The sequence below is a fragment of the Streptomyces sp. NPDC087422 genome, assembly GCF_044744145.1.
In the GTDB taxonomy this organism is placed as follows: Bacteria; Actinomycetota; Actinomycetes; order Streptomycetales; family Streptomycetaceae; genus Actinacidiphila.
Genome location: NZ_JBIUXT010000005.1, coordinates 557,585 through 579,102, shown reverse-complemented (window position 1 = coordinate 579,102; position 21,518 = coordinate 557,585). Strand labels below are relative to the sequence as shown.

Below are 21,518 nucleotides of genomic sequence, written 5' to 3'. Positions count from 1 at the left end.
CACGGCGGTGCCCCGTCGCACGCGTGCGCGCCCTCGATGTCCGTCGTGGGCGCCGTCAGCGGGCGACAGCGTTCGTGAGCGGTCGGTCAGTGGCCGGTCAGCGGCCGGTCAGCGGCCGTCGTCAGCGCGAGGCCCGGCGGAGCCGCTGTAGGCGCCGCAGGCGGCGGAGCCTGGCCAGGAGCGTGCGGTGCCGTGCGGTCGGCACGTTCTTCGCGGGGGACGGCCGAGGGTCCGCGGGGGGTGGCTGGGGATTCGCGGGCGGGGTGGAGGGTCGGCGGTCCGCGGTGGACGGCCGGGAGGTCGCGGGCGGGCCGGGCGGCGTAGGCGGGCCGGGCGGCGTAGGCGGGCCTGGCGGCGTCGGCGCGTCGGGCCGCGGGCCGGCGTCCTGGGCCGGGTAGAGGCCCTCCTCCGGGTAGCGGGCGGTGGCGATGGCATCGACGATCTGGTCGTCGGTGAAGGCGGCGCCGCCGAGGACGTGCGGGAGGAAGCCGATGAGGACGCCGTCGCGCGTCACCACCGCGTCCAGCCCGGCGGCTCCGCCGAGGTTCCACTGAGCCTCGCTGCCGTCCCCCAGCGCCACGCCGATGCCGAATTCGTAGACGCCCGCGTCGGCTCGGTGGGCCATGACGCCTCGTGCGCGCAGGGCGGTCACCATGCGCTCGATGCGTTCAGGATCCATGGCAGAAGTCCTTCTTTCCGTCGCCTCTCCCCCGTGCCGCCGCGTGGGTGCGGCCTTCGGTCAGGTGGTGTGGCCCGCTCCGTGGGCGGCAGGGGGCCGGGCCGGCGGGTGCGGGTGGCGCCGGGTCAGCCCGGCGATGTCCTCGGCGGTGACCACGCCGACGACGCGGTTGTCGTGCAGGACGAGAACGGGGCTGCCCGAGGTGGTGGCGAGACGGTCGAAGACGTCGGTGACCCGGTCGTCGGGGTCGACCAGCAGGCAGCGGTCCAATGGCAATGCGACGTCCCGTACCCGGGTGTCCCGCCTGCGCACCGCCGGGACGGACAGGAGCGCGGACGCGGTGACGACGCCGCTGGGCCGGCCGTCGAGGTCGGTCAGCGGAATCACCGTACGGACACCGACGCCGGAGGCCGAGGTGGCCAGGAATTCGTCCACGGTGTGCCAGTCCTGGCCCGCGACGGCCGGGTGCATCGCCTGGGTGACACGGACGCCGCGCAGGGTCTCGTACAGCACCGAGCGGCGGACCTCCGCGTAGGCAGTGAAGGAGATGAAGGCGCCGAGCAGGACCAGCCACAGCCCCGCGGCCTGGCCCATGAGGACTTCGAGCCAGCCGCCGGCGAGCAGCGCGACGCCGAACACCTGGCCGCAGCGCCCGGAGATCCTGGCCGCGCGCTCGCGGTCGCCGCGGATCCGCCAGATCACCGCTTGCAGGACCCGGCCGCCGTCGAGCGGGGCGGCGGGCAGCAGGTTGAAGACGCCGAGGAGTCCGTTGGCCCACGCGACCCAGGCGAGTACGGCCGCGGCCACGGCCCAGTGCAGCGTGTCGTCGACCGCCACGGCGGCGGCCAGGAACAGCCCGCCGAGCACCAGGTTGGTCAACGGCCCGATCGCCGCCACCCAGCCCTCGTCGCGGGGCGTGGTCGCCGACCCCATCCGCGTGACGCCGCCGAGCGCGAAGACCGTCACGTCCTTGACCTCGATCTTCGCGCGGCGCGCCGCCAGGGCGTGGGCCGCCTCGTGCGCGACCAGGCTCACGGCGAGCGCCAGGGCGCCGATCAGCGCCCCGGTGCGGTAGGCGGCCGCGGAGTGGCCCGGCGCCCAGGCGGACAGCACGCCGCCGCCCAGGGCGACGCTGACGAAGAGGATCAGCAGGGGCGCGCTCCAGTGCATCCGCAGCGGCACACCGGCGATCCGGCCCAACCGCACCGATCCGTTCATCGCACCTCCAGCCCCCGCCCACCGCGCACCGCGCGAATCGCGACAAAAGCCGCCCTCCCCTCCATGGTCCTCCCCCGCGCCCCGGAGCGTGCGGCCCGGCCGACTCCGGGGCGGGATCTTGACGTCTCCCATGCGCCGCCGCCCCCGTCCCCCGAGGCGCCCGACGAACGGAGGCCGGGGCGCCCTGGGCGGGATTTCTTCTGCGCAACGCCTTGACGCCGCCACAGTGAGCGCTAACAATAACGGCCAAGTGATAGAGGGTCAGACCCCCGCGTGACGCGCTCTCGCGCTCTGCGTCCAGGCCGAGCCGCCACGGACGGGCCCAGGAGTCGGGAGCGCGTCGGAGGGGCGAACGGCCCTCCGGTATCCCGCCGCCGCCAGGGACGGCGCGGGCCAGGACCGTTCACGCACGGTCGGCGCGCCTCGGCGTGCCGGACCCGCCGCGTGCCGCCTTCGCGTTGCCGCAGCACAGGACCATGTCGCGTTGTTAGCGATCACAATACGAGCCCACCGCAACCGTCACGGATCCGCCGTGCGGCCAGGTGCGATGCGCCGCCGCCCGCTGCCGGGCGGCGGTCCCCCCACTCACATCGAGGAGGACATTCATGTCCCTGACCGCAACGAATCCCTTAGCGGGCCGCTTCAGGAAATGGGCGCTCTGCCTCGCCGCCGCGGCGACCCTCGTCGCGGGTCTCCTGATCGGCGGCACGGGCACCTCCCACGCGGCGGGTTCGCTCCCCTGCGACGCGTACAGCGCGGGCGGCACCCCCTGCGTGGCCGCCCACAGCACCACACGGGCGCTGTACTCCACGTACAACGGCTCGCTCTACCAGGTCAGGCGCGCCTCCGACAACGCCACACAGAACATCGGCGTGCTGAGCACGGGCGGATACGCCAACGCCGCCGCACAGGACTCGTTCTGCTCCGGGACGACCTGCGTGATCACGGTCATCTACGACCAGTCGGGACGCGGCAACAACCTCACCCAGGCGCCCGGCGGCGGGGCCGCGGGCGGACCCGACAATCTGGCGAACGCGACCGCGGCGCCGACCACGGTGGGCGGCCACAAGGCGTACGGCGTCTACGTGGCGCCCGGCACCGGCTACCGCAACGACCACACCAGCGGGATCGCGACCGGCGACCAGCCGGAGGGGATGTACGCGATCCTCGACGGCACGCACTACAACGGCGGCTGCTGCTTCGACTACGGCAACGCCGAGACCAGTAACAACGACACCGGCAACGGCCACATGGAGGCCATCTACTTCGGGAACATCAAGGTCTGGGGCTACGGCGCGGGCAACGGCCCCTGGGTCATGGCCGACCTGGAGAACGGCCTGTTCTCCGGCGTGAACCAGCACTACAACGCCAACGACCCGACGGTGAATTTCCGCTACCTGACCGCCATGGTCAAGGGCGGCCCGAACCAGTGGGCGATCCGCGGCGGCAACGCGCAGTCGGGCGGCCTGTCGACGTACTACAGCGGCGTACGCCCCAACGTCTCGGGCTACAACCCGATGCACAAGGAGGGCGCGATCATCCTCGGCATCGGCGGCGACAACAGCAAGGGCTCCGCCGGTACGTTCTACGAGGGCGTGATGACGTCCGGCTACCCCTCCGACGCCACCGAGAACGCGGTGCAGACCAACATCGCCTCCGTCGGGTACACGACGCAGTCGTCGGGTTCCGGTTCGCTGACCCCCGGCTCGCGGATCTCGCTGCGGGCTACGACCGCGTGCTGCACCACCGACTACATCCGGCACGACGACAGCGACGCCAATGTGGTCATCTCCCCGGTGTCCGCGTCCAGTTCGGCGACCGACAAGGCCGACGCGACCTGGATCGTACGGGCGGGTCTGGCCAACAGCGCCTGCCTCTCCTTCGAGTCCGCCAACACCTCGGGGCAGTACCTGCGCCACTCCAACTTCCAGCTCAAGCTCAATGCCAATGACGGTGGTTCCCTCTACGCCCAGGACGCCACCTTCTGCCCGCAGCCGGGCAACAACGGCCAGGGCAACACCTTCCAGTCCGTCAACTACACCGACAAGGACATCCGCCACTACAACAACACCGTCTACATCGGCGGCAACGGGGGCTCCAACGCCTGGGACAGCGCCACGTCCTGGAGCGACGACACGAGCTGGGTCGTCTCCCAGCCCTGGGGCTGAACCGTCCGACGTTACGGGCCGCGCCGCCACCCGGCGACGCGGCCCTCCCCGTCCGCCACCGCCTCTCCTTCCGTCTCCGTCTCCGCTTCCGTCGCTGTCTCCGCCTCCGTCCCCGTCTGCTGGGGGCCGGCCGCCCGGCGGGCGCGGGTCTGCTGGATCTCGCAGCCGATGAGGGGGCCGCCGAAGAAGACGAAGCCGACGCCGATCAGCCAGCACTGCACCATCAAGACGGTGCCGACCGAGCCGTAGGTGACGGCGTTGGTGACGATGAGCGGCGAGAAGACCAGCCAGGAGAAGCCCCGCAGGCCGACGAGGCCCGCCATGGTGAGGACGGCGCCGGGCAGGGCCGCGCGCCAGGTGATGAGGCCGCCGAGGAGGAAGCGCTGGCCCCACCAGAAGAAGAGGACGCCGAAGACGAGGGTGAGGGTGATGCGGACGACGGCCTGCCGCCAGCCGTGGCTGAGGAAGGCGCCGCTCTGGGCCTCGGCGAAGAGATACGCCGTCAGGCCCGCGAGCCACACCGCGCGCCGCCACACGCTGTGCCAGGGGCTGGCGGGCAGCTCCCAGACCTTGCGGTAGCCGGTCTCGACGCTGGCCGCGAAGGACAGTCCGAAGATCGCGAGCGAGGCCAGGCTGAGCGCGCTGGTGGTGCTCAACACCCGCCGTGGTGTGGCGAACAGGCGCTGCACGGACTCGGCGGGGTGCGGGGACAGGCCCATGCCGTCGACCACCCACTGGGCGAAGCCGGTGCGTTGGAAGGGCGCCGCCGCGGCGACCACGATCAGCAGCGGCATCAACGTGACCAGGCCGAGCGCGGCGAAGCCCATCGAGCGTTGCAGCAGCTCCAGTTCGGCGCCCTTGCGCCACACGCGTCCGGCCGCCGAGCCCTCCCAGACCCGGCGCAGATCCACCATCGTCCCCCTCCTCAGCCGGAGTTCAGCCCCGTGCGGTCGCTGTCACCGTTCCCCGTACGCCGTCCTCGTCGCTCCTGTGTTCGGCGTATGCCCCCGCGCACGGCCGGCTATCCGGGATGGGCCAGGTCTCCGCGACGCGGCACGGGCGTACGGGGACAAGGGAATACGCATCGTCACCGCCGCCCGTGGGAGACTGCACGGTCGATCACGAGGGGTGGGGCATGCACACGGAACGCGGATTTCCGGACCGCGAGCGGCTGGAAGGGGTGGCACGGGCCGCCCTCGGACCCGGCCGCCGCATCGCACGGGTCGACCGACTGCGCGGCGGCAGCAAGAAGGGCGTCTACCGGCTGACGCTCGACGACGACTCGACGGTCATCGTCTACATCTGGGACGACACCGAGAACTACTGGCCGAGCGACGGCACGGACGCTGACCACACCGACCCGTTCTCGCACGCCTCCGGCATCGACCTCTTCGAGGCCGCGCACGGGCGCCTTCACGACCTCGGCGTCCGCTCACCGCGGATCCGTCTGACCGATACCAGCAAGGCGCACTACCCCGCCGACATCGCGGTGGTCGAGGACGTGCGGGGCCCGACCCTTGAGGAGATGCTGCGCGCCGACCCCCGGAGCGCGGCCCCGGTCATGGACCGCCTCGCCGAAGCGCTCGGCCTGATGGCGGACCACACCGCTCCGGGCTTCGGCAAGGTCGCACTGGTCGACAACGGCGGTGTGTCGAAAGGCGGTTCGTGCGAGGGGGCCGTCCTGGACCGTGCCCTCGACGACCTGTACGAGGCCGCCCGGCGCGACACCCGTATCGCCGTCGTCCGCGACCGGCTGGAGGACGTCGTGCGGACGGCGTACGCCGCGGTGCCCGCGCGCGAGCGGTTCGCCGTCGTGCACGGCGAACTCGGTCCCGACCACGTACTCGTGGACGCCCGAGGCAGGCCGGTCCTGATCGACGTCGAGGGGCTGATGTACTTCGACGTCGAGTGGGAGCACGCCTTCCTGCGCATCCGCTTCGGCGACCACTACGCCCGGCTGCTGCCCGGCCGCCCGGCGCCCGGCCGAGGTCCGGACCGGGGCGGGGCGGAATTGGACGGGCGGCGGCTGCGGTTTTACGCGCTCGCCATGCGGCTGTCGCTCGTCGCCGGGCCGCTGCGCCTGCTCGACGGCGACTTCCCCGACCGCGACTTCATGCTGGGCATCGTCGAGCACAACCTCCGGGAGTCGTTGGCGTTCCTGGAACCCGACCGGACCCGGTCGCCCTGACTCAGACCGCGATGGCGCGCGGGGCGGACTTCAGGGAGACGGCGGCTTCCGCGGTGTGGACGAGGAAGGTCAGGGTCTCCTGGAAGTAGAGCCGCACGCTGGTGTCGTCGTGGGACAGGTAGCCGATGGACAGGTCCTGGCCGAGGCGCAGTTCGAAGTCGCCGCCGCGGCCGGCGATCAGGAACGCGCCGTCGATGGCGGGCGCCCAGATGATGTCGCCGTCCAGCAGCCGCGCCAGGTGCTGGTGGATCGGGTAGCCGTGGTCCGAGGTCTCGTTGACCGCGGTGTACGCGTCGGCGCTGAGCGCCAGGTGGTAGGTGCCGTCGACGCCCGCGAGGCGCAGCGCGGTGATCGCCTGACTGACGGCGTTCGGGTAGTCGCGTACGTCGTCGGGCAGGGTGATCGCCTGGTTGGAGGAGGCGGCGCGGATGCCGTCGATACCGGCGGCCGGGTAACCCTCGAAGATCACCCGGTCCTCGGCGAAGGCGAGCTGCCGGGCGGCGTCCTTGACGGGCTGCCAGTCCGCGTCCTTCGCGCCGCGCTCGACGTCGTCCACCTGGCGGCGGTCGACGCTGAAGGGCAGCCGCAGTTCGACCACCGGCTGCGAGCGCCGTACGTGCGCGGCGACGCCGTCGGCGGGCGACTCGATGGCGTCGAGGTGCCCGGTGGCGACGGCGGACAGCTCGGATCCGGCCGGTTCCGGTACGTCCACGATCCGGCGCCCCGCCACGTTGCGCTTGAACGTGCGTCGCGCCTCGTCCTCCAGATCGGCCCAGGCGGCGGCGGAGATGGGGGCCAGTTCACGATGCAGGTTGTTCACGGCGTGGTGCTCCTCTTCAGGTCGCCGATACCCAGTGAGTCGTCGGGTACGGCGGGGGCGGATTCGACGGTGGCGGATTCGACGGGGACCGTGCCGGGGGCGGGTGCGGCCGGGGTCGCGGTGCCCGGCGCGGACGCGCGGGCGGGCGGGTCGGGGAGGTCGTCCAGGAAACCGGCGGCCGGGGCGTGGAACAGGGTCCCGGTGACGGCCGTGGAGAAGTCCAGGATGCGGTCGTGGGTGGCGGGCGGCAGGCCGAGGAACATGTTCCGCAGCATCTGCTCGGTGACGTCGGGGGTGCGCGCGTAACCGATGAAGTAGGTGCCGAATTCGCCCCTGCCCGGACTGCCGAAGGGCATGTTGTCGCGCAGGATCTTGCGCTCGGTGCCGTCGGCCTCGGTGATGGTGTTGAGCGCGACGTGCGAGGCGTCCTCGTCCAGCTCCACATTGCTCAGCTTGCGGCGGCCGATGATCTTTTCCTGCTCCTCGACGGGCAGCGCGTTCCAGGCGTCGAGATCGTGCAGATACTTCTGCACGATGACGTAGCTGCCGCCCGCGAAGTCGGCGTCCTCGTCACCGATGAGCACGGCCCGGTGGGCGGCCGGGCCGACCGGATTCTCGCTGCCGTCGACGAAGCCGAGCAGGTCGCGGGCATCGCGGTAGACGAAGCCCTGGGTCTCGTCGCGGAGGGTGACCGAGCCGCGCAGCCGGTTCATGATCTCGGTGGCGAGCGAGAAGCACAGGTCCATCCGGGTGGCCCTGATGTGGAAGAGCAGGTCGCCGGGGGTGGAGACGGCCCGGTGCCGGGCGCCGCGCAGTTCCTCGAAGGGGTGCAGCCCGGCGGGGCGCGGTCCGGCGAAGAGCCGGTCCCACGCCTCGGAGCCGATGCCCGCGACACAGCTCAGCCTGCCCTCGGGGCTGCCGAAGCCGATCGACCGCTGCAAGCCCGCGAGGTCGGCCAGCAGGTCGCGCGCCACGGCCTCGCCGCCGGGGTCGACGGTCACCACCAGGAAGGTCGCCGCGGTGGTCAGCGGGCTCAGCACCGCCTGCGGTTCCGCCGCCGGGGACGGTGCCGCGGGCACGCCGCTCTCCTGTGTCGTCAATGCGTTCCTCACCAGGCTCGGATCGGACAGGGACCCCGGGGATCGGAAGGGGTCCGCGTACAAGCGGGACATCTCAACTATCGCAAAGCACCGGGACTCGTGCCCGCGCCCCGGCCGGACATGCCGGTCGGGGCGCGGGGATGTGCGATGCGGTGATGTCCGCCGGGGTCGATCCGTACAGGTCAGCCCGGTGGCGGCGGCGTCAGCCCAGGGTCGACAGCGCCTGGTTCAGCGTCTGCGACGGCCGCATGACGGCCGCGGCCTTGGCCGCGTCGGGCCGGTAGTAGCCGCCGAGGTCGACCGGCGAGCCCTGGACCGCGATCAGCTCGCCGACGATGGCCTGCTCCTGCTCGGCCAGCGTCGTGGCGAGCGCGCCGAACGCCTCCGCGAGCTTGATGTCGTCGGTCTGCGCGGCCAGCTCCTGGGCCCAGTAGAGGGCCAGGTAGAAGTGGCTGCCGCGGTTGTCGATGCCGCCGAGGCGGCGGCTGGGCGACTTGTCCTCGTTGAGGAAGGTGCCGGTCGCCCGGTCGAGGGTGTCCGCGAGGATCTGGGCGCGCGGGTTGTCCGTGCTCTGCGCGAGGTGCTCGAAGCTCACCGCGAGGGCGAGGAACTCACCGAGGCTGTCCCAGCGCAGGTAGTTCTCCTTGACGAGCTGCTGCACGTGCTTGGGCGCGGAGCCGCCGGCGCCGGTCTCGAACAGTCCGCCGCCGTTGATCAGCGGGACGACCGAGAGCATCTTGGCGCTCGTGCCGAGTTCGAGGATCGGGAAGAGGTCGGTGAGGTAGTCGCGCAGCACGTTGCCGGTCACGGAGATGGTGTCCTCGCCGCGGCGGATCCGCTCCAGCGAGAAGGCGATGGCGTCGACCGGCGGCAGGATCCGGATGTCGAGGCCGTCGGTGTCGTGCTCGGGCAGGTACCGCTCGACCTTGGCGATCAGGTTGGCGTCGTGCGCGCGGTCCTCGTCCAGCCAGAACACCGCGGGGGTGCCGGTGGCGCGGGCGCGGGTGACGGCGAGCTTGACCCAGTCCTGGATCGGCACGTCCTTGGTCTGGCACATGCGGAAGATGTCGCCCGCGCTGACGGCCTGCTCCAGCACGGCCCGGCCGGCTCCGTCGACCACGCGCACCGTACCGGTGACGGGGATCTCGAAGGTCTTGTCGTGGCTGCCGTACTCCTCGGCGGCCTGGGCCATCAGGCCGACGTTGGGCACCGAGCCCATGGTGGCCGGGTCGAAAGCGCCGTGCGCGCGGCAGTCGTCGATGGTGACCTGGTAGATGCCCGCGTAGCTGCGGTCCGGGATGACCGCGAGGGTGTCGGCCTCCTGGCCGTCAGGCCCCCACATGTGACCCGAGGTGCGGATCATGGCGGGCATGGACGCGTCCACGATGACGTCGCTGGGCACGTGCAGGTTGGTGATGCCGCGGTCGGAGTCGACCATGGCCAGCTCGGGGCCCTCGGCGAGCTCGGCGTCGAAGGACGCCTTGATCGCGGCGCCCTCGGGCAGCGACTCCAGGCCCTTGAGGATGCCGCCGAGGCCGTCGTTCGGGGTGAGACCGGCCGCGGCGAGCGTCGCGCCGTGCTCGGCGAAGGTCTTGGGGAAGAAGGCGCGTACGACGTGGCCGAAGATGATCGGGTCGGAGACCTTCATCATGGTGGCCTTGAGGTGCACCGAGAACAGCACGCCCTCGGCCTTGGCGCGGGCGATCTGGGCGGTGAGGAATTCACGCAGCGCCGCGACCCGCAGGACGGCGGCGTCCACGACCTCACCGGCCAGTACGGGTACGGACTCGCGCAGCACGGTGGTGCTGCCGTCGTCCCCGGCCAGCTCGATGCGGAGCGATCCGGCCTCGGAGACGACCGCGGACTTCTCGGTCGAACGGAAGTCGTCGCCGTCCATGTGCGCGACGTTCGTCTTGGACTCCGGCGTCCAGGCGCCCATGCGGTGCGGGTGCGCCTTGGCGTAGTTCTTCACCGAGGCGGGGGCGCGGCGGTCGGAGTTTCCCTCGCGCAGCACCGGGTTGACGGCGCTGCCCTTGACCTTGTCGTAGCGGGCGCGGACGTCCTTGTCCTGGTCGGACTTCGGGTCGTCCGGGTAGTCGGGCAGCGCGTAGCCCTGCTCGCGCAGCTCGGCGATGGCGGCCTTGAGCTGCGGGATCGACGCCGAGATGTTCGGCAGCTTGATGATGTTCGCGGCGGGCGTCTTGGCCAGTTCACCCAGCTCGGCGAGCGCGTCGTCGATCCGCTGGTCCTCGCGCAGGTACTCGGGGAAGACGGCGATGATCCGCCCCGACAGCGAGATGTCGCGGGTCTCGACGGTGACCCCGGCGGTGGAGGCGTACGCCTCGATCACCGGCAGCAGCGAGTACGTCGCCAGGGCCGGAGCCTCGTCGGTATGCGTGTAGATGATGGTCGAGTCAGCCACCGGTCACTCCGTCCAGGTCTGCAACATTGCTCGACATCAAGATATCCCGTGACCGACCCGTGTCCTACCCGCCCCCACCTCCGCGCCCCGCGCGGACGCCCCGGATACCGCCGTACGCGCGCCGCATGACGACGTCCCGGCGCAGGTCAGAGGTCCCGCGTCGGGCACCGCCGGGCACCCGACCTCACTTGTCAGACAATATTCATGGCCGTGAACTCCCCTTCCCCGCGCGGTCGTACGGGAGCGTCGGGCCACGACGGATGCCGCGCGGGCGAGGAAAGAGCCGCGGCGTCCGGGGCGCGGACCGGGCCGTACGCGCCGGTGTCGCACGGCCGCGATACGGGTCGCCACTTGGGCGATTTGTTCCGTTTGCGGCACTTTGGAACCTCGGCCATGCTGAAGGAGATCCAGCCGAACAAGGAGATGATTCCATGAACTCGGATCTCACAGCCCCGGTCGAGTCGGCGGTCCTCGCCGCTGAGGTCGAAGGACTGCTGGACTCCGCGGAACCCGAGGGCATCTACCGCGACACGCGCGAGTGCGGCGGCGGTCTGCTCCTCGTAGGACTTCTGCTGATCTCGCCCCCGACCCCCCGTCCGACGAAGACGGACGCGTCCTGAACTGAGGGGTCACGTTGGCAGAGCAGGCGCAGGGGACATCCCCGCTGAGCGCTGTGGTCGCCGACGTCGCACAGGCAGTCGCCCTCGCCCTTCGGGGCGGGGGCGGCTCCTATGCGCTGTCGCGCGTACTCCCGCAGGGCGAAGCGGTGGCATCGGCCGCGATCCGGGTACTGGGCGCCGACGTACTGGCGCCGTACGCGCTGGACCGCGGCCCCGCCCATGACACGGGCGGCGCGGCGGGCACGGCCGATCAGGCCCTCGTCCGCGCCGCGCTCGCCGCCTATCCGCCGGGGGCCGACGCCTCCGAGGTGTCGGTGTGGAGCTACCGGGGGCTCGCGGCGGCGGCGCGCGCCTTCCTGCCCGCGGACGCCGACGGCCGGCCGCCGGAGCCGCCCGCCGCGACGCAGTGGGCCGCCACCGACGCGTGGCCGCGACTGGCCCACCGGGCCTCGCAGTTGGCCTCGCTGTCACTGCCGGGGCTCGACACCCCGCTGGCCGGGTGCCTGGCGGAGCGCACCGACGACCTGGCCCGCGGCTTCGTCCGCGCGGTCCGCCGTCGGGACTGGCTCCAGGCGGCCGGGATCGGCCGCTGGCTGGCGGGCCTGCCGGACGTTCCGGACTCGCTCGGTCTGGACAGCGGCCTGGTGTTCGTCCGTCAGATGAGCGGCGACGACCCCCGCGTGGCGCTGCACATCACCGCGGCGGCGCGTTTCCACGGGCGCGGTTCGTGACCGGCGGCCGGGTCCCCGCGGCGGGCGCCGGTCCGGAGCCGCTGGACCGCATGGCCGTCTCGGCGCTCACCTGGCTGGACGGCATGCGCCCGTGCTTCCGGCTGCCCCCGGACGTGACGACCGACGCCGATCCCAACACCACGCTCAAACCCCTCGGCGAGCTGGCCGAACTCAGCCACCTCATCCGTACGCACCACCCGCTGCCCGCCGTCCGCGACCTCGCGGACGGCCTCTTCCGCTTCGCCTGGCGTGAGACGCGCGACGGTGAGCTGTTCGGCGACCTGATCCGCGGCGAGCCGCGCGCGACCTACCCGGTCGAGCTGTACGGGGTCTTCGCGCAGACCGGGCTGAGCCATCCGGGCGTCGAGGAACTGGTGCGCACCATGACCGGGCTGCGCGGCTGGCGGGTGGCGCGCGAGGACCACACCCGTACCCTCGGCGTGCTCAACGCCGAGCGGCGGATCGGGCTGCGACACCACGCCGACTTCGACGCGGTGCTGGCCATGACGGGACTCGGCCGGGCGGTCGAGCCGTGGACGCTGGACCGCAAGGCGGCCTACGGCGTGACGCACGACGTCTTCCACCTCACCGACTGGGGCCGCGCCCCGCACCGGATGCCCGCCGACCGCGCCGAGTATCTGCGGCTGTGGATCCCGTCCTGGCTGGAGAGCTGGCTGGAGGAGGAGCTGTGGGATCTGGTCGGCGAACTGCTCGCCGTGGCGGCCTGCCTGCCCGCGCCCGTCCCGGACGCGGCGGCCTGGCGGCTGTTGGCCGGGGCGCAGGGCGCGGACGGCGCGGTGCCCGAGATCGGCGCCGCGCCGCCGCCGGGCACGGCCGCCGCCGAGGCGTTCACCGCCTGCTACCACTCCACGTTGGTGACCGCCTTCGCGGCCACCCTGGCCCGGATCGGCCCGACGCGGCCGGCGGGCCCGACCGCGGGCGTACGGCGCCCGGTCCTGGAAAGCGAGGCAGCATCGTGATGACGACGGCCGCATCCCCCGCGCTCCTGCACCAGGTGGGCGAGCGCGCGCTGGCCTGGCTCGACGCGAACCGGGAGCACTTCCGGCTCACCGACGACGACCGCGCCACCAGCGGCGCGGTCATCGAACGCCTCAAACCCATCGGCGAGTTGGCGATCAACATGCGGGTGCTCTCACGCGAGGGCGTGGCCGGGTCACGGCAGCGCGACCGGTCGCTGCGGCTGCTGGACTTCGCCTGGCGCGAGTTGCTGGACGGCGGCAACGTACTGGCGGCGCTCCAGCGCGACGAACCGCTCTCCCCCGTGCCGCTGGAGATCTACGCGACCTTCTACGAACTGGGCCACCGGCACCCCGGTGTGGAGGACGCCGTCGCCCTCTCGCGCCGCACGGCGTCCTGGCGGGCCCTGGAGATGGTGCCCAACCGGCGCCTGGGCCTGCTCAACGCCGAGCGCAAGCTGGGCCTGGTGCCCAGCGGCGACTTCGACCTGGCCGTGGAGCGCACCTGGCTGGGCCAGACGCCGGAGCCCTGGACGGTGCAGTTCCACATCGCGTACGACCTCACCCACACCGTCTTCCACCTCACCAACTGGGGCGAGGCGCCGGACCGCATCCCGCCCGCGATCGTCGACTACCTGACGCGGTATCTCCCGGCCTGGACCGAGGACTGGGCCGACCTCGCCCACTGGGACCTGCTCGGCGAACTGCTGGTCGTGGACGCCTGTCTGCCGCGCCCGGCGCTCGACGGCGAGGTGTGGGAGCGGTACGCCGCCGCGCAGTCCGACAGCGGTGCGATGCCGGTGCGCAACGGGATGCCGGACGGGGACGCGGCCGAGGTCTTCGACCAGGTGCACCACCCGACGCTGGTCGCCGCCTTCGCCTCCGCGATGGCCACCTCCCGCGCGCTGTCGGCGGACACGGACGCGGTCGCGTGAGCGCCACAGCGGTGGACCGCCTCGCGCCGGACGAGGCCGAGGACCGTACGGCCGACGGCGCGCCGGTCCGCGACCTGCTGGAGCGGGCGGTCACCGAGGTCAGGGCGCCCGATGTCGTGCTGGCCGTCTCCCGCGCGGGACGGCGGACGCTGGTGGGCGGCGGCAGCGCGCCGCCGCGGGCGGCGCGCGAGGAGGCGCGGTACGAACTCGGCTCGCTCTCCAAGACGTTCACCGTGCTGCTGCTGGCGGCACTCGCCCGCGACGGCGTACTCGGTCTCGACGACCCGCTCGCCGCGCACCTGCCGGACCTGCCGCTCCCCCACCCGTACGCGCGGCGGATCACGCTGCGGCACCTGGCGACCCACACCTCGGGGCTGCCGCGCGTGCCGCGTGACCTGGTGGCGGGCGCGGTGCTGCGGCCGTACACCAACAGCTACGCCCGCTACGACACCGGACGGCTGCTGCGGGCCTTCGCGGACACTCGTACCCGCCACGCCCCCGGCAGCCGCTGGCACTACTCCAACCTCGGCATCGCGCTGCTCGGACCCGCGATGGAACACGCCACGGGAACGGACTACGGCACGCTGCTGGCGGGGCGGGTGCTGGCGCCCCTGGGGCTGCACGGCACGACGACGGGGCCGGGCGGTGTCCTCGCGGCGGTCGGCTACCGGACCGACGGGCGTACGCCGCTGCCGCCGACCGACATGGCGGCCTTCACGGCGGCGGGCGGGGTCCGGTCCACACCGACCGACCTGCTCCGCTACGCCGAGGCGCACCTGCGGCCCGGCGGCACGGCGTTGGAGGCGGCGCTGCGCGACGTCCAGGTCCCGCAACTGCGCCGGGGGCTCGGTCACCGGAACACGCACACGCTGACCTGGTACCACCATCCGGCGCCGGGTGGCCCCCTGCTCTTCCACGCGGGGGCCACCTTCGGGCAGCAGACGTTCCTCGGCTTCCACCCGGCGACCGGTACGGCGGTGGCCGGATGCGCCACCCGGCACGACCGCGGCTGCCGCATCGTCAAGACGGCCTACGCGCTGCTGTACCGGCTGTGCGGTGAGCCGACGGACACGCCCTGACTCAGGAGGTCGCCGCCTCCACCTTCTCCTCCTGCGAGAAGTCCCCCGCCGTGGTGCGCAGCGGGACCTCCTTGATGAGCAGCGACAGCACGAAGGCGATCACCAGGACGCCCGCGCCGACGAGGAAGGCGACGTTGATCGCGTCGGTGAAGCCGGTCTTGAAGGGGTGGGCGAGCGCCGGGTCGACATGGCTGAGGAACGACGTGTCGTTGAGCGTGCCGGTGCTGCCCGAGGACGCCGAGGTGAGCGTCTTGAGCTGGTCCGGGTGCGCGGCGGCGGCCTGCTGGAACGCTTCTCCTCCCTTGGCGGCGGCGAAGGCGGAGCCGATCTTGCCGCCCACGACGGAGTAGACGATCGACAGGAAGACGGCGACGCCGAGCGTGCCGCCCATCTGCCGGAAGAAGGTCGTCGAGGAGGTGGCGACCCCGATGTCGCGCGGCGGCACCGCGTTCTGCATGGCCAGCACGATCGTCTGCATGTTCAGGCCGAGTCCGGCGCCGACGACGAACATCGACACGTCCACGTAGAACAGGCTGCTGTCGGCCGACATCTGCCACAGCATCAGCATGCCGCCCACCAGCAGGGCGCAGCCGATGATGGGGAAGATCTTGTAGCGGCCGGTGCGCGAGGTGATCTGGCCGGACACCATCGAGAAGATCATGATGCCGAGCACCAGCGGCAGGGTGAGCAGACCGGCCTTGGTCGGCGAGTTGCCCTTGACGAGCTGGAGGTAGAGCGGCAGCAGCGTGATGCCGCCGAACATGCCGATGCCGATGATCGCGGACTGCGCGGAGCCGACCGCGAAGACGCCGTTGCGGAAGAGCCGCAGCGGCAGCAGCGCCTCCTCGCCCGCCCGGCGCTCGGCCAGCAGGAAGGCGACGATGCCGACCGCGCCGATGATGTAGCAGGACAGCGAGGACGCGGCGCCCCAGCCCCACTCGCGGCCCTGTTCGGCCACGATCAGCAGCGGTACGAGGGCGACGATCAGCGCGGTCGCCCCGAGGTAGTCGATCCGGTGCGGCCGTCGTTCCTGGCGCACGTGCAGGACCCTGGCGACCACGAACAGGGCGAGGATGCCGATGGGGACGTTGATCAGGAAGATCCAGCGCCAGCCGTCGATGCCGAGCAGCGAGTCCTGCCCGGCCAGCGCGCCGCCGATGACCGGTCCCAGCACGCTGGACGTGCCGAAGACGGCCATGAAGTAGCCCTGGTACTTGGCTCGTTGGCGCGGCGGGATGATGTCGCCGACGATGGCGAGCGCGAGCGAGAACAGCCCGCCCGCGCCGATGCCCTGGAGGGCGCGGAAGCCCGCGAGCATGTACATCGACGTCGACAGCATGCACAGCGCCGAGCCGACGATGAATATCGCGATGGCGAAGAGGAAGAACGGCTTGCGCCCGTACTGGTCGGAGAGCTTGCCGTACAGCGGTGTGCTGATCGTCGAGGTGATCAGGAAGGCGGTGGTCACCCACGCCTGGGCGGTCAGGCCGTTGAGGCTCTCACCGATCTTGTAGATGGCCGTGGAGACCACCGTCTGGTCCAGTGCCGCCAGGAACATGCCGAGCAGCAGCCCCGAGAGGATGACCATGATCTGCCGGTGTGTGTACTCCGTCGGGGGCGCCGCGGTGCCGGCCGGCGCGGCGTCTGCCTGAGCACTCATGGTGCTGCTTCCTCTCCCGTAATGCTGCTCTGTTTGCCTTGGGCAACATTACGCCGCCCGGTGCCGCGACCCCCTACCGGCTGCTGGGGAGTGCGGGGTCGCGGGTGCGGGCGGGGCGTGAGCGGGCGGCCTACCGGGGCGTGACGGCGTCCACACCGGTCAGTTCGGCCGACAGCGTCCACAGCCGGGCGGCCTGGTCCGGGTCGACCGCGTAGTCCTTCACACCGATCCTGGTGCCGTCCGCGGGCGCGGGCTCGGCGATCTCGCAGTCCGCCAGGTAGACGCCGCCCTTGCCGTCGAGCATGGGCGAGGTGGCGGCCCAGACCTGGGTGGCGGCGCCCTGCTCGGTGCTCTTGAGCCCGGCCGACTCCAGCGGTTCGCCGTTCTCGTCGATCAGGCCGCGCTCGATCAGCTCCGACTGGGGCAGGTGGCGCTGGAGCGGGGTGAGGATGCCGCCGGGGTGCAGCGCGAAGGCCCGCACCCCGCGCCGCGCGGCGAGCTGGTCGAGGTGCACCGCGAACAGCACGTTGGCCGTCTTGGCCTGGCCGTACGCCTGCCACTTCTCGTAGCCGCCGCGCGCGAACTGCGGGTCGTCCCAGCGGATGGCGGAGTAGTGGTGACCGGCCGAGGAGACCGCGACGACGCGCGCGCCGCCGTCCTCGATCGCCGGCCACAGCCGGTTCACCAGCGCGTAGTGCCCGAGGTGGTTGGTGGCGAACTGCGCCTCCCAGCCGGGTCCTACCCGCGTCTCGGGGCAGGCCATGACGGCGGCGCTGTTGATGACGATGTCGATGCCGCGCCCGGTGGCCAGGAAGCGCTCGGCGAAACCGCGGACGCTGTCGAGGTCGGCCAGGTCGAGCTCGTCGACCTCCACGCCGTCGACGCCGTCGAGCGCGTCCTTGGCGGTCGCGGGCCGCCTGGCCGGTACGACGACGTGGGCGCCCGCCGCGGCCAGCGCGCGGGTGGTCTCCAGGCCGATGCCGGAGTAGCCGCCGGTGACGAGGGCGAGCCTGCCGGTCAGGTCGATCCCCTCCAGCACCTCCCGCGCGGTGGTCTGTGCGCCGAATCCCGAGCCGATCGCGTGCTGAGTCGTTGTCATGCCTCACACGCTAGGGCGTGTCCGCAAAGTCTCGTCTGGCTGGCGGCGCCTGGCACGCAGGCTCGCTGCGTTGTCGGGCTCATCCGAATAGGCCCACTATGAGGACGACCCTCCGCCTTGCGATCGCACGCACCAGACACCCCCAGCCCCGCCCTCCGGGCGGACGACGAGACCTTGCGGACGCGCCCTAGGAGCTGGAGTGAACTCCAGCGCAAGCGCCGCGGCGCCGGACGTGTCGGGGCGGTTCCTAGAAGAAGCCCTGGTTCGGCAGCGGCGTTCCGTTGAGTTCGTAGCGGCCCACCGCGACCGCTTTGAGCGTCTTCGGATTGTGGGCGGCGATCGTACGGATGTTGCGCCAGTGCCGGTCGAGGTGGGCGCCGCGGCGGACCAGCGAGCCGCCGCCGATGTCGAAGAGCTCGGACGCGGCGCGGTTGGCGAGTTCGTCCACGACGACCTTGGCCTTGGCGTTGAGCAGCGACGCGCGCGCGGACAGCTCGGCCTCCTCGGGGGTGCCGCGCGCCGCGTAGGCGTCCTCCAACGCGCGTCCGGCGGTCAGGACCAGGGCCTGCGCGGCGAACGCCTGGCTGTGCAGCAGCCCCACGCTGTACTGCACGATCGGGTCCTCGGTCGGCGCGTCGGCGGGCGCGTGGTAGAAAGCCCGTTTCTTGGCGCGGACGTGTGCGACGGCGTCGGCCGCCACCCGGCGCAGGATGCCCGCGATCATCGCGTTGAGCTGGATGTGGAAGAACGTCGCGGGGTACGGGACGGATTCGCGGGCGTCGGTCGCCCGGACGAAGTAGTCCTCGGGTGTGATGGCGACATCGTCGAAGGTCACCGTGCCGCTGCCCGTGAAGCGCTGGCCGAAGCCGTCCCAGTCGTTGGGGCGCAGCACGCCGGGGCGGTCGGTGGGGACGATGACCTGGGCCCTCCCACCGTCCACGTCGGTGACGCCGACGACCAGCCAGTCCATGTACAGGCTGCCCGTGGTGTAGTGCTTCGTCCCGTTCAGCCGCAGGCCGCCGTCCGTGCGGCTGACGGTGGTCCGGTACGGGAAGTCGGTGGCCCCCGCCTTCGCGCCCAGTTCGGTGGAGGCGGAGCCGATCAGCTCACCGCGCGCGACACGGTCGAGCCAGACCGCGTCCTCGGGGCGGGCGCCGCGCAGCAGCCCCTCCACCACACCGAAGTGGCTGCGCAGGATGTGCGCCACATTGGAGTCCGCGGCGCCCAGGTCGATGAACACCTCGAAGAGCTGGGTGAGGCTCGCGCCGCCCCCGCCCCGTTCGACCGGCACCCGCAGGGCGCCGAGCCCTGCCCTTTTCGCCGCCTCGACGGCCGCGTACGGCAGTTCGTCGCGCTCGTCCCGCCCGATCGCGCCGTCGCCGATGTGCTCGATCAGCTCCCGCAGTCGCGCCGAGCCGAAGGTGACACCGCTCGTGGCCTCGGCTGTTTCCGTCATGCGTGCTCCCCTGCTCACTGTGGCACCCGGTTCCTGTGGCACCTCAGCGTCGATCCGGCGGCGTGGCCGATCAACAAGGTTCGGCTACGGCGTCGTTGCGGCTGCGCTTAACTGTCGGGCCGAGGTGCGCTCGTCACCGCGGCGCGGTCCCGGTCCCGGACCGCGCGGGTGCGCGGCGCGGTACGCGGTCCTGGCGGCGCGGTCAGGAGGCGACCCGCAGGACCCGTCTGTGCAGCGCCTGTTCACCGATCGAGCGCAGCGTGCGCAGGACGAGCGCGATGTTCGGGTCGTTCCTGCGGGTGGTGCGCGTGACCGAACTGATCGTGCGGTAGCCGATCGGCACGCCCTCGACGATGAGGTGTTCCAGGTGCGCCGGTACGGACAGCCGGGGCACGATCGCCGAGACGACCTCGGTGGCGGCCAGGTCGCAGACGATCTGGGCGGTCACCAGCCGGTGCGTGATCCGCGGGGTGAACCCGGCCCGCTCGGCGGCCCGCAGCAGCGCGGTGTCCAGGGTGGAGTTGGCCAGACCGGTGACCCACACCTGTTCGGCGAGCGCGGCGAGCCCCAGGCTGCGGACCCGGGCGTGCAGCCCGGTCGGCGCAAGGAGCACGAACGGCTCGACCAGCAGCACCTCCCGGCTCAGCCCGTTGAGCAGGTCCTGCGCCTCGAAGTCGCACCGGTAGGTGACGGCCACGTCGACCTCGCCCTGGCGCAGCAGGCGCAGCGCGTCATCGGCCTCGGCCTGCTGGAGGTGGATCTGCAAGTGCGGCTCCTCGGCGCTCAGCAGGTGGATCAGCGGCGCCGCCAGGACGGGTATGCCCAGGTTGTAGGAGACCATCGCGATCTGTCCCGAGACCTGGTCGCGGGTGGCCGCGAGCGCGCTCATCGCGTCATCGACGGCGCCGAGCACGACGCGTACGTGGTCCACGAGGATCCGGCCGCTGCGGGTGAGGCCCAGGGTGCGCCCGTCCCTGCGGAACAGGATCGAGCCGGTCTCGACCTCCAGGACCCGGAGTTGCTGTGAGACGGCGGAGTTGGTGATGTTGCGCCGTTCGGCGACGGCGGTGACCGTGCCAAGATCGGCGAGATCGCGTAGCAGCATCATGCGACGCAGGTCGAGCATGCTCATGGTTGACCTCAGATGTTGTCGAGTTGACCCCCACGACACCCAGGCGCGGCGCGGCCGGTACCGGCGGCGGCGGTCTGGGTTCGATTCTGACGAGCGGCGGCGCTCCTAGGAGGGCAGGCCGCGCTTCGGCACCAACGGCGTGGTGCGGATCAACGACGACAGGCGGCGACGCAGACGCGCATGAGATCGACATGGCGTCGCGCGAAGAGGTCCGTCCCGGTCACGCACCGAGGATCGCACACCCACCCCGATTCCCACCACGTCCTAGATCGTGTCGATTCGCACAGTGCCGCCCCGGCCGCCCTCGCCCACCCCACTGTTAAGCCAGGTCCCGGCTATTGCTGTAGCCAGATCTTCTTGTTCGCCCCTTCCCGTCCCCGCAGGCTGAGGCCCTATTCGCAGCTCGGCGTCGCCGTCGGGCACTCGATCGGGGAAGTCCATGGGTCTCGAACTCGAAGGAAAACGCGCCGTCGTCACCGGGGGCGGCACGGGCATCGGTTACGCCATCGCCGAGGAACTGGCGCGCGAGGGCGTGCGGGTGGCGATCACCGGACGGCGGGGGGACGTCCTGGACGACGCGGTCGTACGGATCAGGGAGTCGACCGGCGCCGACGTGCTCGCCGTGCGGGCCGACACCGGTGACGACGACTCGGTGCGCGAGCTGGTCGACACCGTGAGAACGGCCTTCGGCGGTATCGACATCCTCGTCAACAACGCCGCCGAGCAGCCCGCGCAGAAGGGGCCGAGCTTCCAGGACGCCGACGACGCCTGGTTCCAACGGCAGCTCAACGTCAAGGTGATCGGCTATCTGCGCACCATCAAGGCCGTCGCGCCGCTGCTGATCGAGAACGGCTGGGGCCGTGTCATCAACATCAGCGGCACCGGGGCCCGTTCGACCGTCTCGGTGATCGGCTCGGTCCGCAACGCCTCGGTGATCGCGCTGACCAAGAACGTCGCCGACGAACTCGGCCCGCACGGCGTCAACGTCACCGTCGTCCACCCCGGTCCCACCCGCACCGAGCGGTACGTCGAGCTGCAGAGCGGGGGCGCGGCCGACGGCGCGGCGCCCGCCGCGCCGGGCAACGTCATCGGCCGGGTGATCGAGCCGCACGAGGTGGCGTGGGTGGTCGCCTTCCTCGCCTCACCGCGCAGCGTGGCCGTCGTCGGCGACGGCGTCTACGCCGGCGGCGGCGTGCCCGGCGCCATCCACTACTGATCCGACCAGAGTCCAGGA

Annotated in this window: 18 protein-coding genes; 8 read left to right on the top strand and 10 right to left on the bottom strand. The window is 71.9% G+C overall.

Annotation, left to right across the window (positions count from 1 at the left end):
- Positions 1–121 precede the first annotated feature (121 nt).
- A complete protein-coding gene (locus ACIO6U_RS19690) occupies positions 122–679 on the bottom strand; it encodes a hypothetical protein (protein ID WP_401720680.1) in 558 nt (185 codons plus the stop codon).
- A 60-nt stretch (positions 680–739) separates the two neighbouring features.
- On the bottom strand, positions 740–1,897 hold the full coding sequence (locus tag ACIO6U_RS19685; RefSeq protein WP_401720677.1) for a site-2 protease family protein: 1,158 nt from the start codon (positions 1,895–1,897) through the stop codon (positions 740–742).
- 605 nt (positions 1,898–2,502) lie between these two features.
- On the opposite strand from ACIO6U_RS19685, the gene ACIO6U_RS19680 reads away from it, so the two are divergent.
- Entirely contained in the window at positions 2,503–4,065 is a 1,563-nt protein-coding gene (locus tag ACIO6U_RS19680) for an alpha-L-arabinofuranosidase B (protein WP_401720674.1), read from the top strand.
- An 11-nt stretch (positions 4,066–4,076) separates the two neighbouring features.
- On the opposite strand, the gene ACIO6U_RS19675 is transcribed toward ACIO6U_RS19680, so the two are convergent.
- A complete protein-coding gene (locus ACIO6U_RS19675) occupies positions 4,077–4,979 on the bottom strand; it encodes a ribonuclease BN (RefSeq protein ID WP_391052115.1) in 903 nt (300 codons plus the stop codon).
- A 221-nt stretch (positions 4,980–5,200) separates the two neighbouring features.
- On the opposite strand from ACIO6U_RS19675, the gene ACIO6U_RS19670 reads away from it, so the two are divergent.
- Positions 5,201–6,253: a phosphotransferase family protein gene (locus ACIO6U_RS19670; RefSeq protein ID WP_401720671.1), complete on the top strand. Its 1,053-nt coding sequence runs from the start codon at positions 5,201–5,203 to the stop codon at positions 6,251–6,253.
- Between the two features lies 1 nt (position 6,254).
- On the opposite strand, the gene ACIO6U_RS19665 is transcribed toward ACIO6U_RS19670, so the two are convergent.
- The 3 genes from ACIO6U_RS19665 to ACIO6U_RS19655 form a co-directional block, all read right to left on the bottom strand.
- A complete protein-coding gene (locus tag ACIO6U_RS19665) occupies positions 6,255–7,073 on the bottom strand; it encodes a family 1 encapsulin nanocompartment shell protein (RefSeq protein ID WP_355347477.1) in 819 nt (272 codons plus the stop codon).
- The gene (locus ACIO6U_RS19660; RefSeq protein ID WP_401720668.1) at positions 7,070–8,152 is read right to left on the bottom strand and encodes a Dyp-type peroxidase; all 1,083 of its coding nucleotides are present in this window, start codon (positions 8,150–8,152) and stop codon (positions 7,070–7,072) included. The genes ACIO6U_RS19665 and ACIO6U_RS19660 overlap by 4 nt, the downstream gene beginning before the upstream one ends.
- A gap of 223 nt (positions 8,153–8,375) precedes the next feature.
- The gene (locus ACIO6U_RS19655) at positions 8,376–10,595 is read right to left on the bottom strand and encodes an NADP-dependent isocitrate dehydrogenase (RefSeq protein WP_401720665.1); all 2,220 of its coding nucleotides are present in this window, start codon (positions 10,593–10,595) and stop codon (positions 8,376–8,378) included.
- Positions 10,596–11,026: 431 nt separating this feature from the next.
- Here ACIO6U_RS19655 and ACIO6U_RS19650 point away from each other — a divergent pair, with 431 nt between their 5' ends.
- Genes ACIO6U_RS19650 through ACIO6U_RS19630 form a run of 5 tightly spaced genes read left to right on the top strand, consistent with a single transcriptional unit; the run spans position 11,027 to position 14,937 of the window.
- Positions 11,027–11,215: a hypothetical protein gene (locus tag ACIO6U_RS19650; RefSeq protein ID WP_391052108.1), complete on the top strand. Its 189-nt coding sequence runs from the start codon at positions 11,027–11,029 to the stop codon at positions 11,213–11,215.
- A 14-nt stretch (positions 11,216–11,229) separates the two neighbouring features.
- On the top strand, positions 11,230–11,946 hold the full coding sequence (locus ACIO6U_RS19645) for a hypothetical protein (RefSeq protein ID WP_391164248.1): 717 nt from the start codon (positions 11,230–11,232) through the stop codon (positions 11,944–11,946).
- Positions 11,943–12,926: a DUF6895 family protein gene (locus ACIO6U_RS19640; protein ID WP_355347490.1), complete on the top strand. Its 984-nt coding sequence runs from the start codon at positions 11,943–11,945 to the stop codon at positions 12,924–12,926. The genes ACIO6U_RS19645 and ACIO6U_RS19640 overlap by 4 nt, the downstream gene beginning before the upstream one ends.
- Positions 12,926–13,858, top strand: coding sequence for a DUF6895 family protein (locus tag ACIO6U_RS19635; RefSeq protein WP_401720661.1), 933 nt, complete (start codon positions 12,926–12,928; stop codon positions 13,856–13,858). Before ACIO6U_RS19640 ends, ACIO6U_RS19635 begins: the two co-directional genes overlap by 1 nt.
- The gene (locus ACIO6U_RS19630) at positions 13,855–14,937 is read left to right on the top strand and encodes a serine hydrolase domain-containing protein (protein ID WP_401720658.1); all 1,083 of its coding nucleotides are present in this window, start codon (positions 13,855–13,857) and stop codon (positions 14,935–14,937) included. Before ACIO6U_RS19635 ends, ACIO6U_RS19630 begins: the two co-directional genes overlap by 4 nt.
- Before the next feature lies 1 nt (position 14,938).
- On the opposite strand, the gene ACIO6U_RS19625 is transcribed toward ACIO6U_RS19630, so the two are convergent.
- The 4 genes from ACIO6U_RS19625 to ACIO6U_RS19610 all read right to left on the bottom strand — a co-directional run bounded on the left by ACIO6U_RS19625 (position 14,939) and on the right by ACIO6U_RS19610 (position 20,284).
- Entirely contained in the window at positions 14,939–16,597 is a 1,659-nt protein-coding gene (locus ACIO6U_RS19625) for a DHA2 family efflux MFS transporter permease subunit (RefSeq protein WP_391052099.1), read from the bottom strand.
- 130 nt (positions 16,598–16,727) lie between these two features.
- Positions 16,728–17,696, bottom strand: coding sequence for an SDR family NAD(P)-dependent oxidoreductase (locus tag ACIO6U_RS19620; RefSeq protein WP_401720655.1), 969 nt, complete (start codon positions 17,694–17,696; stop codon positions 16,728–16,730).
- A 247-nt stretch (positions 17,697–17,943) separates the two neighbouring features.
- Positions 17,944–19,152, bottom strand: a complete 1,209-nt coding sequence (locus ACIO6U_RS19615; protein ID WP_401720652.1) for an acyl-CoA dehydrogenase family protein — start codon at positions 19,150–19,152, stop codon at positions 17,944–17,946.
- A 202-nt stretch (positions 19,153–19,354) separates the two neighbouring features.
- On the bottom strand, positions 19,355–20,284 hold the full coding sequence (locus tag ACIO6U_RS19610; protein ID WP_355347507.1) for a LysR family transcriptional regulator: 930 nt from the start codon (positions 20,282–20,284) through the stop codon (positions 19,355–19,357).
- Between the two features lie 439 nt (positions 20,285–20,723).
- Between ACIO6U_RS19610 and ACIO6U_RS19605 the strand changes: the two genes are divergently transcribed.
- Positions 20,724–21,500 carry an SDR family NAD(P)-dependent oxidoreductase gene (locus tag ACIO6U_RS19605; RefSeq protein ID WP_401720650.1) on the top strand — a complete coding sequence of 259 codons (777 nt, stop codon included), beginning with the start codon at positions 20,724–20,726 and terminating at the stop codon, positions 21,498–21,500.
- Positions 21,501–21,518 lie beyond the last annotated feature (18 nt).

Excerpts from the sequence above, each read along its gene's own strand:
- ACIO6U_RS19690 (WP_401720680.1), bottom strand. The coding sequence starts at position 679 with ATGGATCCTGAACGCATCGAGCGCATGGTGACCGCCCTGCGCGCACGA.
- ACIO6U_RS19685 (WP_401720677.1), bottom strand. The coding sequence starts at position 1,897 with ATGAACGGATCGGTGCGGTTGGGCCGGATCGCCGGTGTGCCGCTGCGG.
- ACIO6U_RS19680 (WP_401720674.1), top strand. The coding sequence starts at position 2,503 with ATGTCCCTGACCGCAACGAATCCCTTAGCGGGCCGCTTCAGGAAATGG.
- ACIO6U_RS19675 (WP_391052115.1), bottom strand. The coding sequence starts at position 4,979 with ATGGTGGATCTGCGCCGGGTCTGGGAGGGCTCGGCGGCCGGACGCGTG.
- ACIO6U_RS19670 (WP_401720671.1), top strand. The coding sequence starts at position 5,201 with ATGCACACGGAACGCGGATTTCCGGACCGCGAGCGGCTGGAAGGGGTG.
- ACIO6U_RS19650 (WP_391052108.1), top strand. The coding sequence starts at position 11,027 with ATGAACTCGGATCTCACAGCCCCGGTCGAGTCGGCGGTCCTCGCCGCT.
- ACIO6U_RS19635 (WP_401720661.1), top strand. The coding sequence starts at position 12,926 with ATGACGACGGCCGCATCCCCCGCGCTCCTGCACCAGGTGGGCGAGCGC.
- ACIO6U_RS19625 (WP_391052099.1), bottom strand. The coding sequence starts at position 16,597 with ATGAGTGCTCAGGCAGACGCCGCGCCGGCCGGCACCGCGGCGCCCCCG.
- ACIO6U_RS19620 (WP_401720655.1), bottom strand. The coding sequence starts at position 17,696 with ATGACAACGACTCAGCACGCGATCGGCTCGGGATTCGGCGCACAGACC.
- ACIO6U_RS19615 (WP_401720652.1), bottom strand. The coding sequence starts at position 19,152 with ATGACGGAAACAGCCGAGGCCACGAGCGGTGTCACCTTCGGCTCGGCG.
- ACIO6U_RS19610 (WP_355347507.1), bottom strand. The coding sequence starts at position 20,284 with ATGAGCATGCTCGACCTGCGTCGCATGATGCTGCTACGCGATCTCGCC.
- ACIO6U_RS19605 (WP_401720650.1), top strand. The coding sequence starts at position 20,724 with ATGGGTCTCGAACTCGAAGGAAAACGCGCCGTCGTCACCGGGGGCGGC.